This window comes from Pseudomonas sp. BYT-1 (assembly GCF_023611805.1).
Taxonomy (GTDB): Bacteria; Pseudomonadota; Gammaproteobacteria; order Pseudomonadales; family Pseudomonadaceae; genus Aquipseudomonas; species Aquipseudomonas guariconensis.
On sequence record NZ_CP072559.1, the window covers coordinates 3,548,821 to 3,562,911 of the forward strand.

General features: G+C 61.6%; 17 protein-coding genes and 1 tRNA gene. 7 read left to right on the top strand and 11 right to left on the bottom strand.

Annotation, left to right across the window (positions count from 1 at the left end):
* Entirely contained in the window at positions 1 to 801 is an 801-nt protein-coding gene (locus tag J5X93_RS16490; protein WP_182942861.1) for a helix-turn-helix domain-containing protein, read from the top strand.
* Positions 802 to 904: 103 nt separating this feature from the next.
* Here J5X93_RS16490 and J5X93_RS16495 read toward each other — a convergent pair whose 3' ends face one another.
* The gene (locus tag J5X93_RS16495; RefSeq protein ID WP_182942859.1) at positions 905 to 1,324 is read right to left on the bottom strand and encodes a DUF6691 family protein; all 420 of its coding nucleotides are present in this window, start codon (positions 1,322 to 1,324) and stop codon (positions 905 to 907) included.
* A gap of 1 nt (position 1,325) precedes the next feature.
* Positions 1,326 to 1,763, bottom strand: coding sequence for a YeeE/YedE family protein (locus J5X93_RS16500; protein WP_182942857.1), 438 nt, complete (start codon positions 1,761 to 1,763; stop codon positions 1,326 to 1,328).
* 92 nt (positions 1,764 to 1,855) lie between these two features.
* On the opposite strand from J5X93_RS16500, the gene J5X93_RS16505 reads away from it, so the two are divergent.
* Entirely contained in the window at positions 1,856 to 2,686 is an 831-nt protein-coding gene (locus tag J5X93_RS16505) for an alpha/beta fold hydrolase (protein WP_090344597.1), read from the top strand.
* Between the two features lie 150 nt (positions 2,687 to 2,836).
* On the opposite strand, the gene J5X93_RS16510 is transcribed toward J5X93_RS16505, so the two are convergent.
* The 3 genes from J5X93_RS16510 to J5X93_RS16520 all read right to left on the bottom strand — a co-directional run bounded on the left by J5X93_RS16510 (position 2,837) and on the right by J5X93_RS16520 (position 4,410).
* Positions 2,837 to 3,550, bottom strand: a complete 714-nt coding sequence (locus J5X93_RS16510) for a DUF72 domain-containing protein (protein ID WP_043209065.1) — start codon at positions 3,548 to 3,550, stop codon at positions 2,837 to 2,839.
* A 2-nt stretch (positions 3,551 to 3,552) separates the two neighbouring features.
* Positions 3,553 to 3,873, bottom strand: a complete 321-nt coding sequence (locus J5X93_RS16515; protein WP_182942855.1) for a hypothetical protein — start codon at positions 3,871 to 3,873, stop codon at positions 3,553 to 3,555.
* Positions 3,874 to 4,333: 460 nt separating this feature from the next.
* A tRNA-Val gene (locus J5X93_RS16520) sits at positions 4,334 to 4,410 on the bottom strand.
* A gap of 201 nt (positions 4,411 to 4,611) precedes the next feature.
* On the opposite strand from J5X93_RS16520, the gene J5X93_RS16525 reads away from it, so the two are divergent.
* Positions 4,612 to 5,895, top strand: coding sequence for an NAD(P)/FAD-dependent oxidoreductase (locus J5X93_RS16525; protein WP_043211788.1), 1,284 nt, complete (start codon positions 4,612 to 4,614; stop codon positions 5,893 to 5,895).
* Between the two features lie 101 nt (positions 5,896 to 5,996).
* Here the strand turns inward: J5X93_RS16525 and J5X93_RS16530 are convergent, their stop codons facing one another.
* On the bottom strand, positions 5,997 to 6,728 hold the full coding sequence (locus J5X93_RS16530; RefSeq protein ID WP_102082267.1) for a peptidase C39 family protein: 732 nt from the start codon (positions 6,726 to 6,728) through the stop codon (positions 5,997 to 5,999).
* 157 nt (positions 6,729 to 6,885) lie between these two features.
* Here J5X93_RS16530 and J5X93_RS16535 point away from each other — a divergent pair, with 157 nt between their 5' ends.
* The gene (locus J5X93_RS16535; RefSeq protein WP_167358087.1) at positions 6,886 to 7,062 is read left to right on the top strand and encodes a hypothetical protein; all 177 of its coding nucleotides are present in this window, start codon (positions 6,886 to 6,888) and stop codon (positions 7,060 to 7,062) included.
* 120 nt (positions 7,063 to 7,182) lie between these two features.
* Here the strand turns inward: J5X93_RS16535 and J5X93_RS16540 are convergent, their stop codons facing one another.
* Both J5X93_RS16540 and J5X93_RS16545 read right to left on the bottom strand, forming a co-directional pair.
* A complete protein-coding gene (locus J5X93_RS16540) occupies positions 7,183 to 7,935 on the bottom strand; it encodes a TerC family protein (RefSeq protein ID WP_182942853.1) in 753 nt (250 codons plus the stop codon).
* A gap of 25 nt (positions 7,936 to 7,960) precedes the next feature.
* Entirely contained in the window at positions 7,961 to 8,200 is a 240-nt protein-coding gene (locus J5X93_RS16545; RefSeq protein ID WP_043211781.1) for a hypothetical protein, read from the bottom strand.
* A 136-nt stretch (positions 8,201 to 8,336) separates the two neighbouring features.
* Here J5X93_RS16545 and nhaR point away from each other — a divergent pair, with 136 nt between their 5' ends.
* The 3 genes from nhaR (at position 8,337) to J5X93_RS16560 (ending at position 11,347) form a co-directional block, all read left to right on the top strand.
* On the top strand, positions 8,337 to 9,230 hold the full coding sequence (nhaR, locus tag J5X93_RS16550; RefSeq protein WP_102082266.1) for a transcriptional activator NhaR: 894 nt from the start codon (positions 8,337 to 8,339) through the stop codon (positions 9,228 to 9,230).
* A gap of 145 nt (positions 9,231 to 9,375) precedes the next feature.
* Positions 9,376 to 10,587, top strand: coding sequence for a serine/threonine transporter SstT (gene sstT, locus J5X93_RS16555; protein WP_043211776.1), 1,212 nt, complete (start codon positions 9,376 to 9,378; stop codon positions 10,585 to 10,587).
* Positions 10,588 to 10,699: 112 nt separating this feature from the next.
* Complete coding sequence (locus J5X93_RS16560) at positions 10,700 to 11,347, top strand: YceH family protein (RefSeq protein WP_043211773.1); 648 nt, start codon at positions 10,700 to 10,702, stop codon at positions 11,345 to 11,347.
* Between the two features lie 2 nt (positions 11,348 to 11,349).
* Here the strand turns inward: J5X93_RS16560 and J5X93_RS16565 are convergent, their stop codons facing one another.
* The 3 genes from J5X93_RS16565 to ahpC form a co-directional block, all read right to left on the bottom strand.
* On the bottom strand, positions 11,350 to 11,541 hold the full coding sequence (locus J5X93_RS16565) for a hypothetical protein (protein ID WP_043211771.1): 192 nt from the start codon (positions 11,539 to 11,541) through the stop codon (positions 11,350 to 11,352).
* A 171-nt stretch (positions 11,542 to 11,712) separates the two neighbouring features.
* Positions 11,713 to 13,275 (bottom strand): alkyl hydroperoxide reductase subunit F, encoded by a 1,563-nt coding sequence (ahpF, locus tag J5X93_RS16570; protein WP_043211770.1) that lies wholly within the window; start codon positions 13,273 to 13,275, stop codon positions 11,713 to 11,715.
* Between the two features lie 126 nt (positions 13,276 to 13,401).
* The gene (gene ahpC / locus J5X93_RS16575) at positions 13,402 to 13,965 is read right to left on the bottom strand and encodes an alkyl hydroperoxide reductase subunit C (protein WP_043211767.1); all 564 of its coding nucleotides are present in this window, start codon (positions 13,963 to 13,965) and stop codon (positions 13,402 to 13,404) included.
* Between the last annotated feature and the right edge of the window lie 126 nt (positions 13,966 to 14,091).

The window sequence follows — 14,091 nt, forward strand, 5'->3', positions numbered from 1 at the left end:
ATGACCAGTCAGATCAGGGTCCGGATGCTCGAGCAGCCCATCCCCGCAGCCAAGGCGACCCCCATCCACCTCAAGCCGCTAGCGTCCCCGTGCCAGCAATGCCGGGTCAGCGGGCTGTGCCTGCCGACCGGCCTGCCGGTAAGCGACAGCAGTTGCCTGGGTAGCCTGGTGGGCCCACGCATACGCATCAAGAAAGGCGCTGCGCTGTTCAATGCCAATGCACCGTTGGATACCCTGTATGCCGTGCGCTGCGGCAGTTTCAAGACAAGCCTGAACAATGCCGAAGGCTTGGGTGTGGTGATCAATTTCTGGATGCCAGGCGATGTGCTAGGGCTCGACGCCATTGCCACTGAATTTCATGTGTGTGACGCCATCGCCCTTGAAGACAGCGAAGTCTGCCCTATTCCCTACCGGCGGTTGCAATCGCTGGCTCGAAACTTTCCCGTCCTGCAGCAAAGCCTGAATCGCTTGATGAGCCGGGAAATCGTACGCGAGCACGAACGTGTGCTGATGCTGTGCAACCTCAGTGCCGAGGAGCGGCTTGCCAGTTTCCTGCTGGGCTTGTCCAAGCGCTTCGTCAGCCGGGGCTATTCCGCTCATGGCTTCATGCTACGCATGTCGCGGGAAGACATGGCCTCCTACCTGGGACTGCGCCTGGAAACGATCTGCCGGTCGGTCGCCCGCTTGCGTGCCCTGGGTATCGCCGACTTGCACGGCCGCCTCGTCGAGATTCTGGACATGCCAGCACTGATGGCCCTGGAACAGGGCTGCAGCGATGCCCAGCGTCCTGCCATCACCTAGGACGTTCGCCATTACGTCTTGGACTACCTGAACATGGCTCTGGCCGTTGACGCTCGACACGATATGGATAGGCCTGCGGCAAGGTACAGGTTTAATCCGCCCATCAATGACGACGATGCGTTTCGATCCATTGGAACAGCGCCATACCGGCGAGCATCGCGACAACGAACAACCAAGCCTGCCAATACCCGGCCGGTAGCAGGACCAGCGCCGGCCCAGGGCAGACACCCGCCAGCCCCCATCCGACGCCAAACAGCAGACTGCCCCCGACCAGCCGGCGGTCCACATCGCGCCGGTCTGGCAGTTGCATCTTGCCGCCCAGCACCGCCACGCCATGCCGGCGTGCCCAGGCCATGGGAAGCAGCGCCACACCGATAGCGCCCACCATCACCAATCCCAGGGAGGGATCCCACTTCCCGGCAAGGTCGAGAAACCCAAGCACCTTGGCAGGATTGGCCATACCCGCCAGCAACAACCCCATGCCGAACAGAACCCCTGCGATAAAGCCACTGATACGGGACATGTCAGCTTCCTTGTAGAAGATGTCGAACGACAAAGACCGTGAGAAAGCCCGTTGCCATGAAGCACAGCGTGGCCACCAGTGAACGGGGTGACAGTCGAGAAATACCGCAAACACCATGGCCACTGGTGCAGCCACTGCCATAGCGCGTGCCCAAGCCGACCAGCAGGCCGGCCGTTGCCAGTACCCACGGGGCCGAAGCGAAGTGCGCGGGTGGCAGCGTCGAGAACAGCATCCATAACAACGGCGCCGCCAGCAGGCCCAGGAGAAACGCGAATTTCTCGCCACGCCCCTCAGCCCGACGCTCAAGCACCGAGCTGAGCAAACCGCTGATTCCTGCAATGCGACCGTTGGCGACCACGAACAGGCCGGCCCCCAGCCCAATCAGTGCGCCGCCGGCCAAGGCCGACCAGGGTGTGAAGGCCATCCAATCAATTGTCATCGCATCCTCCGCGAGCGAGTCGAGCCCAATCTCAATTTTAATCCTACAGTTGATGGGCAGTGCCGAACTTCACCTACACAGGAGATGCAAGCATGGGATACGTCACAACCAAAGACGGCGTTGAGATCTTCTACAAGGACTGGGGCCCCCGCGATGCGCAGGTCATCCATTTCCACCATGGCTGGCCGCTCAGTGCCGATGACTGGGATGCCCAGATGCTGTTCTTCCTGGCCCAAGGGTTTCGTGTGGTGGCGCACGACCGCCGCGGCCATGGTCGCTCGAGCCAGGTATGGGATGGCCATGACATGGACCACTATGCCGATGATGTGGCTGCGGTGGTCGATCACCTTGGTACCCATGGCGCCGTTCATATCGGCCACTCCACAGGTGGCGGCGAGGTCGTGCACTATATTGCCCGCCATGGGCAGGATCGCGTGTCCAAGGCGGTCATCATCAGCGCGGTGCCGCCGTTGATGGTCAAGACCGACGCCAACCCAGGCGGCCTGCCCAAATCGGTCTTCGACGACCTGCAGGCCCAACTTGCCGCCAACCGCGCGCAGTTCTACCACGACGTCCCCGCAGGCCCGTTCTACGGCTACAACCGCCCGGGCGCGAAGCCTTCGCAAGGCATCATCCTCAACTGGTGGCGCCAGGGCATGATGGGCGGCGCCAAAGCTCACTACGATGGCATCGTTGCGTTCTCGCAAACCGATTTCACCGAAGACCTCAAGCGCATCACCCTTCCCGTTCTGGTGATGCACGGTGACGATGACCAGATCGTGCCCTATGAGAACGCCGGCGTGCTCTCGGCCAAGCTGCTGCAGAACAGTACGCTGAAGCTCTATGCCGGCTACCCTCATGGGATGCCGACCACCCACGCCGAGACGATCAACGCTGACCTGCTGGCCTTCATACGCGGCTAGGCTGGTGCATGTTCCGTTGCGCCCTGTGGGAGCGACTCCACCCGCGAACTTCGGCAACACCGGTGCCAGCGACCGAGTCGCATGCTTCGCGGGTGGATTTCCATCGACAGGTACGGGGTGGCCCGAAGCCCGGCCATGCACCTTGATGCCTCAGCACAGAAAGCCCTGAAGCGTCAGCGCATTGCTCAATGCCGCACCCGACGCGGTGTTGTCGAATATGCACCAGGTAGGTATCCCGGCTGCACGGCTACGCTGCAACTGTTCGGCCAAGCTTTGCAGGTAGGCCGTGGGATATTCGCTGTGGTAGATCCGCGGCTCACCATGAAGGCGCCAATAGACCAGCCCTGGCCAACCACCAGGGCGGGCATCGGTCTCAAAGCGTGAGGGACTGGCGGCTACTTGCGCGATCTGCAGGTCGATCAACAGCGGCTGTGCCAACTGCCAGCTAACGTGCCTGGGCTCGAGCGCTATCGATCCGCTGTACCGCTCACGCAAGGCTTCGAAGAAACGTCCGGCACTGCCAACGTCGTACCTCAGCGAGGGCGGCAATTGCACCAACAAGCAACCCAAGCGGCTGCCTAATTGCCCGCATTGCCCCAGGAACTCATCGAGGACCTCAGTGCATCCTTGCAGGCGCTGGTCATGAGTGATGATCTTGGGAAGTTTCACCGCGAAGCGAAAGTCTTCCGGCACGGACGATGCCCAGCGTGCGTATGTGCCAGGCCGGTGGGGGCGATAGAACGAGCTGTTGATTTCCACTGCGTTCAATCGCGCGGCGTATCGCTGCAGGTGGCTGCCAGACTGCACGAACTCATCGGCGTACTCGCGTGGCAAGCTCCAACCCGCACACCCCAGATGAATCATTCCTACCTTCCTGTATTAGACCTCGCTGCAAGGCCGGACCGCCCCACTTGCGCCTCCTCGCCTTGGACGGCCAACTGCCTGGCATGGCCCACCCCCCACATCAAGGCCCGAGTCATGGTCTCGCCGGGGCGCTGGTCGTATATCTGTTCACACACCACATTGCCGTCCGCGTCGTAGACACCGATGAACAGCTGTGTCGCCCCGGTGCGCGACAAGCGCGTCTGCACCTCGAGGCAGGTGCCATCGTCGAGGGTCTGCTCATGGGTTTGATGATGCAGGATCGGATCGCACCATTGTCGGTACGTCTCGCCTCTCTTTTTCATGGGATGCCCCTTGCTGTGTTGTCTTACATAGAGCACCGGGTTTGCCCAACCGATCGAAATCAATTCGCGGCACCGGACAGCCGGCTTGGCCGATCCTGTCGTTCATAGCAAGCGCCTTGAAGTAAAGGGTAAACTGGTGCCGTTCGCCCCCACTTATCACCCAGGAAAAGACAGTGCCCCACTCTTCTGACGGGCGAACACGCTCGGCTAAATGCCGCGATGCGTGATGAAGACACCCAGCAGCTGATGGCTATCGCTGCTTTCACCCCCCGCAGACAGCCCGTGCTTCATCGAGTGCCGTGTGAGCAAGCCTCGTGCTCTGCCACTCGATGAGTAACATGCCGGCCGAATCTGCAAGTGGTCGGCACGCTCAACAAAGCCGCACGGAGTAGTGCAAACGCAAAAAGGGCGATCCTTTCGGATCGCCCTTTTCGGTGCCCGGAAACCCGGGGCTTTTGTTTGGTAGGCACAATTGGACTCGAACCAACGACCCCCACCATGTCAAGGTGGTGCTCTAACCAACTGAGCTATGTGCCTGTCGATGAGGGCGCATTCTACGCGCTCCAAAATCGCTGTCAACTGTTTTTTTCACGCTAACTCACTGAATCTTAAAAATATTTACCTGACCCGAAGCGACGGGGGGAGTAAAGGATTTTCAACGGACGACTAGCGGGTGTTTATTATTATTGATAGCATCGGTACATTCGTTAAAAATATAAAACACGAGGTTCCCCGAGCATGGCCAATACCCCCTACCCCCAGTCCTACTACGCCGCCTCGGCCAACCCGGTGCCGCCACGTCCGGCGCTGCAGGGTGAGGTGGAGACTGACATCTGCATCATCGGCGCCGGTTACACCGGCCTGTCCAGCGCCCTGTTCCTGCTGGAAAACGGCTTCAAAGTGAGCATCGTCGAGGCGGCCAAAGTAGGCTTCGGCGCATCGGGCCGCAACGGCGGCCAGATCGTCAACAGCTACAGCCGTGACATCGACGTGATCGAGCGCACCGTCGGCCCCAAGCAGGCGCAACTGCTGGGTCAGATGGCCTTCGAAGGCGGACGCATCATCCGTGAGCGCGTGGCCAAGTACAACATCCAGTGCGACCTGAAGGACGGCGGCGTGTTCGCTGCACTGAGCGCCAAGCAGATGGGCCACCTGGAGTCGCAAAAGCGTCTGTGGGAACGTTTCGGCCACACCCAGCTGGAGCTGATGGACCAGAAGCGCATCCGCGAAGTGGTCGCCTGCGACAACTATGTCGGCGGCATGCTGGACATGAGCGGTGGCCACATTCACCCGCTTAACCTGGCCTTGGGCGAAGCTGCCGCGGTCGAGTCGCTGGGTGGCGTGATTTATGAACAGACCCCGGCCGTGCGCATCGAGCGCGGTGCCAACCCGGTCGTGCACACCCCGCAAGGCAAGGTGCGCGCCAAGTTCATCATCGTTGCCGGTAACGCCTACCTGGGTAACCTGGTACCGGAGCTGGCGGCCAAGTCCATGCCATGCGGCACCCAGGTGATCACCACCGAGCCGCTGGGCGAGGAACTGGCCCGCACCCTGCTGCCGCAGGACTACTGCGTCGAGGACTGCAACTACCTGCTCGACTACTACCGCCTGACCAGCGACAAGCGTCTGATCTTCGGTGGTGGCGTGGTCTACGGCGCTCGCGACCCGGCCAACATCGAGGCAATCATCCGTCCGAAGATGCTCAAGGCCTTCCCGCAGCTCAAGGACGTGAAGATCGACTTCGCCTGGACCGGCAACTTCCTGCTGACCCTGTCGCGCCTGCCACAGGTGGGTCGTATCGGCGACAACATCTACTACTCCCAGGGCTGCTCCGGTCACGGCGTGACCTACACCCACCTGGCGGGCAAGGTACTGGCCGAAGCCCTGCGTGGCCAGGCCGAGCGCTTCGACGCCTTTGCCGGTCTGCCGCACTACCCGTTCCCGGGTGGTCAGCTGCTGCGCGTACCGTTCAGCGCCCTGGGCGCCTGGTACTACAGCCTGCGCGACCGTCTGGGCATCTAAGACGAGCCGGGGGCGACGAAAGCGTCGCCCCAGGTATGGTCGACCCAATCGCGGGCCAAGTCCGCTCCTGGCTGCAGGAGCGGGTTTGGCCCGCGATTGCATTACTGGCCCAGGCTGCGGACCGCCTGCTTCGCCGCGATTTCCTGGCCTGCCCGGGCCAGCTCGTCGGCGGCCTGCAGCCAACGCTGACGGTCCACCTGAGCCGGCAGCTGTTTCGGTGGCTGCACCAGCACAGCCCAACTTCCCGTCTTCGCCCACGCAGCCTCGAAATCATCGAACGCCATCAACAGGCGACGCTGCATCCCCGAACGCAACAGCACCCGCCCTTTGTAGCTGTCATAGCCAATCAGCACCGCATAGCGTGGCTCACTCCAAAAGGCCGAGCCTTCTTCGTAACGCACTAGCACCGGGTTGCCTGCCGCCACTTGGGTCAGCAAGGCCTCAAGGCGCTTGTCCAGTGGGTAGACGACCATGCCGTATTCACGCGCTACCTTGGGAATGCCGGCGCCCAGCGCGTCGGCGCCCTGTGGCAGGTTAAGGGGTTTTTCAAGCAAACCCGGCGTGATGACCACGCCCTGTTGCGACAGCAGTGCCGCCAGTGCCATGGCCCCGCTGTGATTGGCCTTGCCGCGATAGAACGGCACGCTGCTGATCTCGACCCGCTGTGCCTGGCCCTTCGCCACAGGCGATGGACCACTGGCGCAACCGGCCAGGCTGGCCACGACCAGGCACGCGGCCAGCAGCCGGCGCGATGAAGTGAAAGTTTCTTGCAACATGGGCACTCGCTTGTTCCGTCGCCAGGCAGGCAGCGCCCGGCCCTGGGCTCCGATCATAGGCTGGGTGCGTGTTTGGGTATAGCCCGTCACCGGCTTGGAACGAAACGGCCCAAGGGAATAGACCTTCGGTCAATGGAACGCACCGCCCGGCGGGCTAGACTAAAGCAGTGTCTGGAAGGCGAGCCGCGTGCGCGCCTGAGAGAAGGAGGCACACATGAGCCTGACAATGGCGATACTGATGCTGGTGGGGATGTGGGTGAGCGTCGCCGCCGCCATGCTGTGGGGGGTGTTGCGCATCGTGCGCAGGCATTCCCACCATCACCTGCCACCGCAAACGTTGCCCAAACCACAGCCGGCGCGTCGTGCGCGGCGGCACGCAGGGGCGCACTGACATTCAACCCAGCCTGCCGACGCGGCCCACACACGATAGACCGCTCCCCTACCCGTCAGCCCCCGAATCCAGAAAAAGCGAAGGGGGCGCACTGCGCCCCCTCCTTTGTGCTTCGAGCGATCAGCCCTTGGCAGCTTCGCGCTTGAGCCGAGCTCGGCGCGCCATGATGTTGAGCACTTCGATCGCAGTCGAGAACGCCATTGCGGCGTACACGTAGCCTTTTGGCACATGGGCACCGAAGCCCTCGGCGATCAGGGTCATGCCGATCATGATCAGGAAGCCCAGTGCCAGCATCACCACGGTCGGGTTGTCGTTGATGAACTTGGCGAGCGGGTCGGCAGCTACCAGCATCACGACCACGGCGCTGATCACGGCGATGATCATGATCGGCAAGTGCTCGGTCATGCCTACAGCGGTAATGATGCTATCGATCGAGAAGACGATGTCGAGCATCAGGATCTGGCCGATCGCAGCGGCAAAGCCCAGGGTTACGGTGGATCCAGCCTTGGCTTCTTCCTTGGCGCCATGCGGATCGACGTTCTCGTGGATCTCTTTGGTGGCTTTCCATAGCAGGAACAGGCCACCGGCGATGAGGATCATGTCCTTCCAAGAGAAGCTGTGGCCGAACACATCGATCACAGGTTCGGTCAACTGGACGATCCAGGCCACGGTCGAGAGCAACGCCAAGCGCATGATCAGCGCCATGCTGATACCGATACGCCGCGCCTTGGAGCGGTAGGCCTCAGGCAGTTTGTTGGTCAGGATGGAAATGAAGATCAGGTTGTCGATGCCCAGCACGATTTCCATGGCCACCAGCGTGGCCAGGGCGACCCAGGCAGCGGGGCTTGCAGCGAGTTCCAGCAAATATTCCATGATTTAGTCCTGCATCGGGTCCGGGTCAGATGTCTTGGGTGTCGCTTTTTTCTTCAGCGGCCTTGGGCTTGGCGCCCTCCGAGCCGATGGCCTCGCTCAGGGCCTGTTGGGCAGCTTCGTTGGTCTTGTCGATCGCCTGCTTGGCCGACTCGGCGGCCTGATCGAGCATCTGCTGGGCGGACTTCTCGGCCTGGTCGCAGCCAGCCAGGCTGAACAGGGCCAAGGCCAGCACCAAGGGCGTACCGATGGATTTGAGTTGCAACATGGGAATCCTCGCTTTTCCAATTTCCGGCGCTGCATGCAGCGCCTTATGGGTGGGCATTCTAGAGAACGCCATACATCAGGAAAATTCGTATTTTTAGCGGTTATACTTCGGTTTTTACGAATCGGGAAAGTGTCGGATGCTCAATTATCGCCAGCTGCACTACTTCTGGGTGGTGGCCAAGACCGGCAGCATCGCCCGCGCAAGCGAGCAACTGAACCTGACGCCCCAGACCATCAGCGGGCAGATCAGCCTGTTCGAACAAGCCTACGGCCTGGAGCTGTTCCAGCGTGTCGGCAGGCAGTTGGAGCTGACCGAGACTGGCCGCCAGGCACTGGGCTATGCCGAACAGATGTTCCAGATCGGCGGTGAACTGGAAGCCCTGCTGCGCGCAGGGCCTCAAGAACAGATCCTGTTTCGCGTCGGTGTCGCCGACGTCGTTCCCAAATCCATCGTCTATCGACTGCTGGCCCCGACCATGGAGTTGGACAACGTCCTACGCATCAACTGCCGCGAAGACAAACTTGAACGCCTGCTGGCCGACCTTGCCATCCAGCGCCTTGATGTAGTGATCTCCGACAGCCCGATGCCCAGCCACCTGGACATCAAGGGCTACAGCCAGAAACTGGGCGAGTGCGGCCTGAGTTTCTTCGCCACCCCGGCGCTGGCGCGCCAGCATGCCCTGCCCTTCCCGGCCTGCCTGGACGACGCACCGCTGTTGATCCCGGGCCAGGAAACCGTGGTCCGCAGCCGGTTGCTGCGCTGGTTGGCCGAACAGCAGCTGCATCCACGGATCATCGGCGAATTCGATGACAGCGCCTTGATGCAGGCCTTCGGGCAGTCCGGTAGCGGGATTTTCGTGGCGCCCAGCGTGATCGCCGAAGAAGTGTGCCGTCAGTATGGCGTCGAGCTGATCGGGCAGACCGAGGCGGTAAACGAGTCGTTCTATGCCATTTCGGTGGAACGCAAGGTCACCCATCCAGGGATCGTGGCGATTACCGAGGGGGCGCGCCGGGATCTGTTTCATTGGTGATCCACGCCGCGGGAAATACGGATTAGTCAGCAGGAAATGTAGCTCGTGGCTATATGCGAAGCGACCCGAACGTCCGAGCTCAGACCAGGCCGGCAAAGCTCTGTGTTAGAGTTGCCGGTTTTACAAAAACGAGATTCCGCTGCACATGACCCCTGTCCTTCGTCTCATCAACCGCACCGGTCTGGTGACGCAGATCTGCATCGGCCTGGTGGCCGGCATCGCCCTCGCTCTGCTCGCCCCGGCCGTGGCCCGTGACCTGGCCTTTCTAGGCAAAGTGTTCGTCAGCGCGCTGAAAGCCGTGGCACCGGTACTGGTGTTCATCCTGGTCATGGCGTCGATCGCCAATCACCGTCACGGCCAGGAAACCCACATCAGACCGATCCTCTGGCTGTACCTGCTGGGCACCTTCGCCGCCGCGGTCGTGGCCGTGGTCGCCAGCATGGCGTTCCCGTCCAACTTGGTGCTCAGCACCGGCGATGCCTCGCTCACCGCTCCCGGCGGCATCAGCGAAGTGCTGCAAGGCCTGCTGTTGAGCGCCGTCGACAACCCGGTCAATGCGCTGCTCAACGCCAACTTCATCGGCATTCTGACGTGGGCCATCGGCCTGGGCGTCGCCATCCGCCATGCTGGGCAGACCACCCGCACCGTGGTCGAGGACCTGTCCAACGGCGTGACCCTGATCGTACGCGTGGTCATCCGTTTCGCCCCCCTGGGGATCTTCGGCCTGGTCGCCTCGACGCTGGCCCAGTCCGGCCTGGACGCTCTGCTTGGTTACTTGCACCTACTGATGGTACTGATCGGTTGCATGCTGTTCGTGGCATTGGTGGTCAACCCGCTGATCGTGTTCTGGAAGATCCGTCGCAACCCGTACCCACTGGTATTCATGTGCCTGCGCGAAAGCGGCATCACGGCGTTCTTCACCCGCAGCTCGGCGGCCAACATTCCGGTCAACTTGGCGCTGTCGGAAAAGCTCGGACTGCATGAGGACACCTATTCGGTATCGATCCCGCTGGGCGCGACCATCAACATGGCGGGCGCAGCAATCACCATCACCGTGCTGACCCTGGCCGCCGTACACACCCTGGGCATTACGGTGGACCTGCCGACCGCCGTGCTGCTCAGTGTCGTGGCGGCCGTGTGTGCCTGTGGCGCTTCGGGCGTGGCCGGTGGCTCGCTGCTGCTGATTCCGCTGGCCTGCAGTCTGTTCGGGATCCCCAGCGAGATCGCCATGCAAGTGGTGGCGGTCGGCTTCATCATCGGCGTATTGCAGGACTCGGCCGAGACCGCGCTCAACTCCTCGACCGACGTGCTGTTCACTGCAGCGGCTTGCCTGGGGCAGGAGCGCCGCAACGCCTGAGGTACAGCCCGCTCCGGCAACCGGAGCGGGTTTTCCCCGCAGTATTGTCTGATTGATTAAGCCTGCCGCATTACCTAGGCTAGTGGCCTTTTCCTCGCAATGAGACAGGGCCATGTCAGAACACGAAACCGCAGGCGAAGGCCGTTTCAACAGCATCGAGATCCGTGTGCTCGGTTCTCTGATCGAAAAACAAGCCACCAGCCCGGAAACCTACCCGCTGACCCTTAACGCCCTGGTGCTGGCCTGTAACCAGAAGACCAGCCGTGAACCGGTGATGAACCTCTCCGCCGGCCAGGTCGGCCAGGCCCTGCGTGCCCTCGAAGGGCAAGAAATGACCCGTCTGCAGATGGGCAGCCGCGCCGATCGTTGGGAGCACCGGGTGGACAAGGCACTGGAGTTGGTGCCGGCTCAATTGGTGCTGATGGGGCTGATGTTCCTGCGCGGACCGCAGACCCTCAACGAACTGCTGACCCGCAGTAATCGCCTCCATGACTTTGAAGACGTCGAGCAGATCCAGCACCAGCTCGAGCGTCTGGTCTCACGCGGCCTGGCGCTGCACCTGCCACGCCAGCCCGGCCAACGCGAAGACCGCTACACCCACGCCCTTGGCGACCCGGCGCAGATCGAGGAGATCCTCGCCGCACGCCAGCAAGGCGCCGAGCGCAGCAACAGCGGCACCAGTGTGTCGGATGAGCGGATCGAGGCTCTGGAAGCCCGGGTCGCAGCGCTGGAGGCGCGCCTTGCCGCACTGGAGGGCTGACCTTAGGGCTGATCGGCGTCAGGAAAGTTGCGGCAACTCTTACGCTCGGCCAGCTCTTGGTCGGTGGGACGCTGGTCGACAAAGACCGTGCGCCCGTCGGCATAGATCTCCAGATAGCCCCAGTGCAGGTCCTGCTCCTTCTGTCCGGGCTTGGGTGGCTCTAGCCACCAGGGTTCGCGGCTGATCAGGGTCATGAGTGTGATTCCCGAGGGTGTCTGCAATAAATCATAGACACCTTCAGGTTTGGCTTTGACAACGCGCAAAAGCATTCACGGGTAAACCCGTCCCCAGAAGTACGGCGCAGAACCAGAGACCAGCGCTATACCTGTGGGGGCGGGTTTACCCGCGAAGAGGGTGGTGCAGGCTTATGCCGGCGCCGAGGTGCGGATCAGGTGGTCGAAGGCTGCCAACGAAGCCTTGGCCCCTTCACCCACGGCGATGACGATCTGCTTGTACGGCACCGTGGTCACATCACCTGCAGCGAACACGCCGGGGATATTGGTCTGCCCCTTGGCGTCGACGATGATCTCGCCACGTGGCGACAGCTCGACCGTGCCCTTGAGCCAGTCGGTGTTCGGCAGCAGGCCAATTTGCACGAAGATACCTTCGAGCGCCAGGTCGTGCAGCTCATCGCTGTTGCGATCCTTGTAGCGCAAGCCCGTGACCTTCTCGCCATTGCCCAGCACTTCGGTGGTCAGGGCGCTGGTGATGACCTTAACGTTCGGCAGGCTGTGCAGCTTGCGTTGCAACACGGCATCGGCACGCAATTGGCTGTCGAACTCGATCAACGTCACTTGTGCGACGATACCGGCCAGGTCAATGGCCGCTTCCACGCCGGAATTGCCTCCGCCGATCACAGCCACACGCTTGCCCTTGAACAGCGGGCCATCACAGTGCGGGCAGTAGGCTACGCCACGGGCGCGGTATTCCTGCTCGCCAGGGACGTTCATTTCGCGCCAGCGGGCGCCGGTGGCGAGAATCACGGTCTTGGCCTTGAGCGAAGCGCCGCCGGCCAGGCGAACTTCGTGCAGCGCGCCATTGACGCCTGGGATCAACGCTTCGCCGCGTTGCAGGTTCATGATGTCCACATCGTACTGCTTGACGTGTTCTTCCAGCGCCCTGGCCAGTTTCGGTCCTTCGGTTTCCTGGACCGAAATGAAGTTCTCGATCGCCAGGGTGTCGAGTACCTGGCCACCGAAACGCTCGGCAGCAACGCCTGTACGAATGCCTTTGCGCGCGGCGTAGATGGCTGCCGAAGCGCCAGCGGGACCACCGCCGACCACCAGCACATCGAAGGCATCCTTGGCGTTGATCTTCTCGGCCTCACGGGCTCCGGCATTGGTGTCGATCTTGCCGAGGATTTCCTCCAGGCCCATGCGGCCCTGGCCGAAGACTTCGCCGTTGAGGTAGATGCTCGGCACCGCCATGATCTTGCGCGACTCGACCTCTTCCTGGAACAGCGCACCGTCGATAGCCACATGGCGCACATTGGGGTTGAGCACAGCCATCAAGTTCAGGGCCTGGACCACATCCGGGCAGTTCTGGCACGACAGCGAGAAATAGGTTTCAAAGGTGAACTCACCTTCCAGGGCCTGGATCTGCTCGATCACTTCGGCGCTGGCCTTGGACGGGTGACCGCCTACCTGCAACAGCGCGAGTACCAGAGAAGTGAATTCGTGGCCCATGGGGATGCCGGCGAAACGCAGGCTGATGTCAGCCCCCGGACGATTGAGCGAGAACGAGGGACGCCGGGCGTCGGAGCCGTCCTCGCGCAGGGTAATGAGGTTCGACAGGCTGGCGATTTCCACCAGCAGGTCATGCAATTCGCGGGATTTCGCGCCGTCGTCGAGGGAAGCAACGATCTCGATCGGCTGGGTGACCCGCTCCAGGTAGGTTTTCAGTTGCGATTTAAGCGTGGCGTCCAACATACGGGCGATTCCTTTTTTCAAAACTTGGATACAAAAACGCCCAGGCGAGGTCGCCCGGGCGTTTTTACGGGGCGGTGGCTACTTCAGCTTTGGCGACTGGCTACCGCCCGCGACTTACACATCGGCTTAGATCTTGCCGACCAGGTCCAGCGATGGCGCCAGGGTGGCTTCGCCTTCTTTCCACTTGGCCGGGCAAACTTCACCTGGGTGGGCGGCGACGTACTGGGCAGCCTTGACCTTGCGCAGCAGCTCGCTGGCATCGCGGCCTACACCGCCGTCGTTGATTTCGACGATCTTGATCTGACCTTCCGGGTTGATCACGAAAGTACCGCGATCCGCCAGACCGGCTTCTTCGATCAGCACGTCGAAGTTACGGGCGATGACGTGGGTCGGGTCACCGATCAGCGGGTACTGGATCTTGCCGATGGTTTCCGAGGTGTCGTGCCAGGCTTTGTGAGTGAAGTGGGTGTCGGTGGACACGCCGTAGATTTCCACGCCCAGCTTCTGGAACTCGGCGTAGTTATCAGCAAGGTCACCCAGCTCGGTCGGGCAAACGAAGGTGAAGTCAGCTGGGTAGAAGAACACGACGGACCACTTGCCTTTGAGGTCGGCTTCGCTGACCTGGACGAATTCGCCCTTGTGGTAGGCAGTCGCGTTGAACGGTTTGACCTGGCTGTTGATGATAGGCATGGAGACGCTCCTTCATGGGTTGAAATCAGTTGACGGAGAGAATCCTAACCGCAGGCTCCGATAAAGGCTCATTGGCAAACCTCATGCTTGTGATTGGTTTTGGCTATAAGTCGCCAATCCCAATAG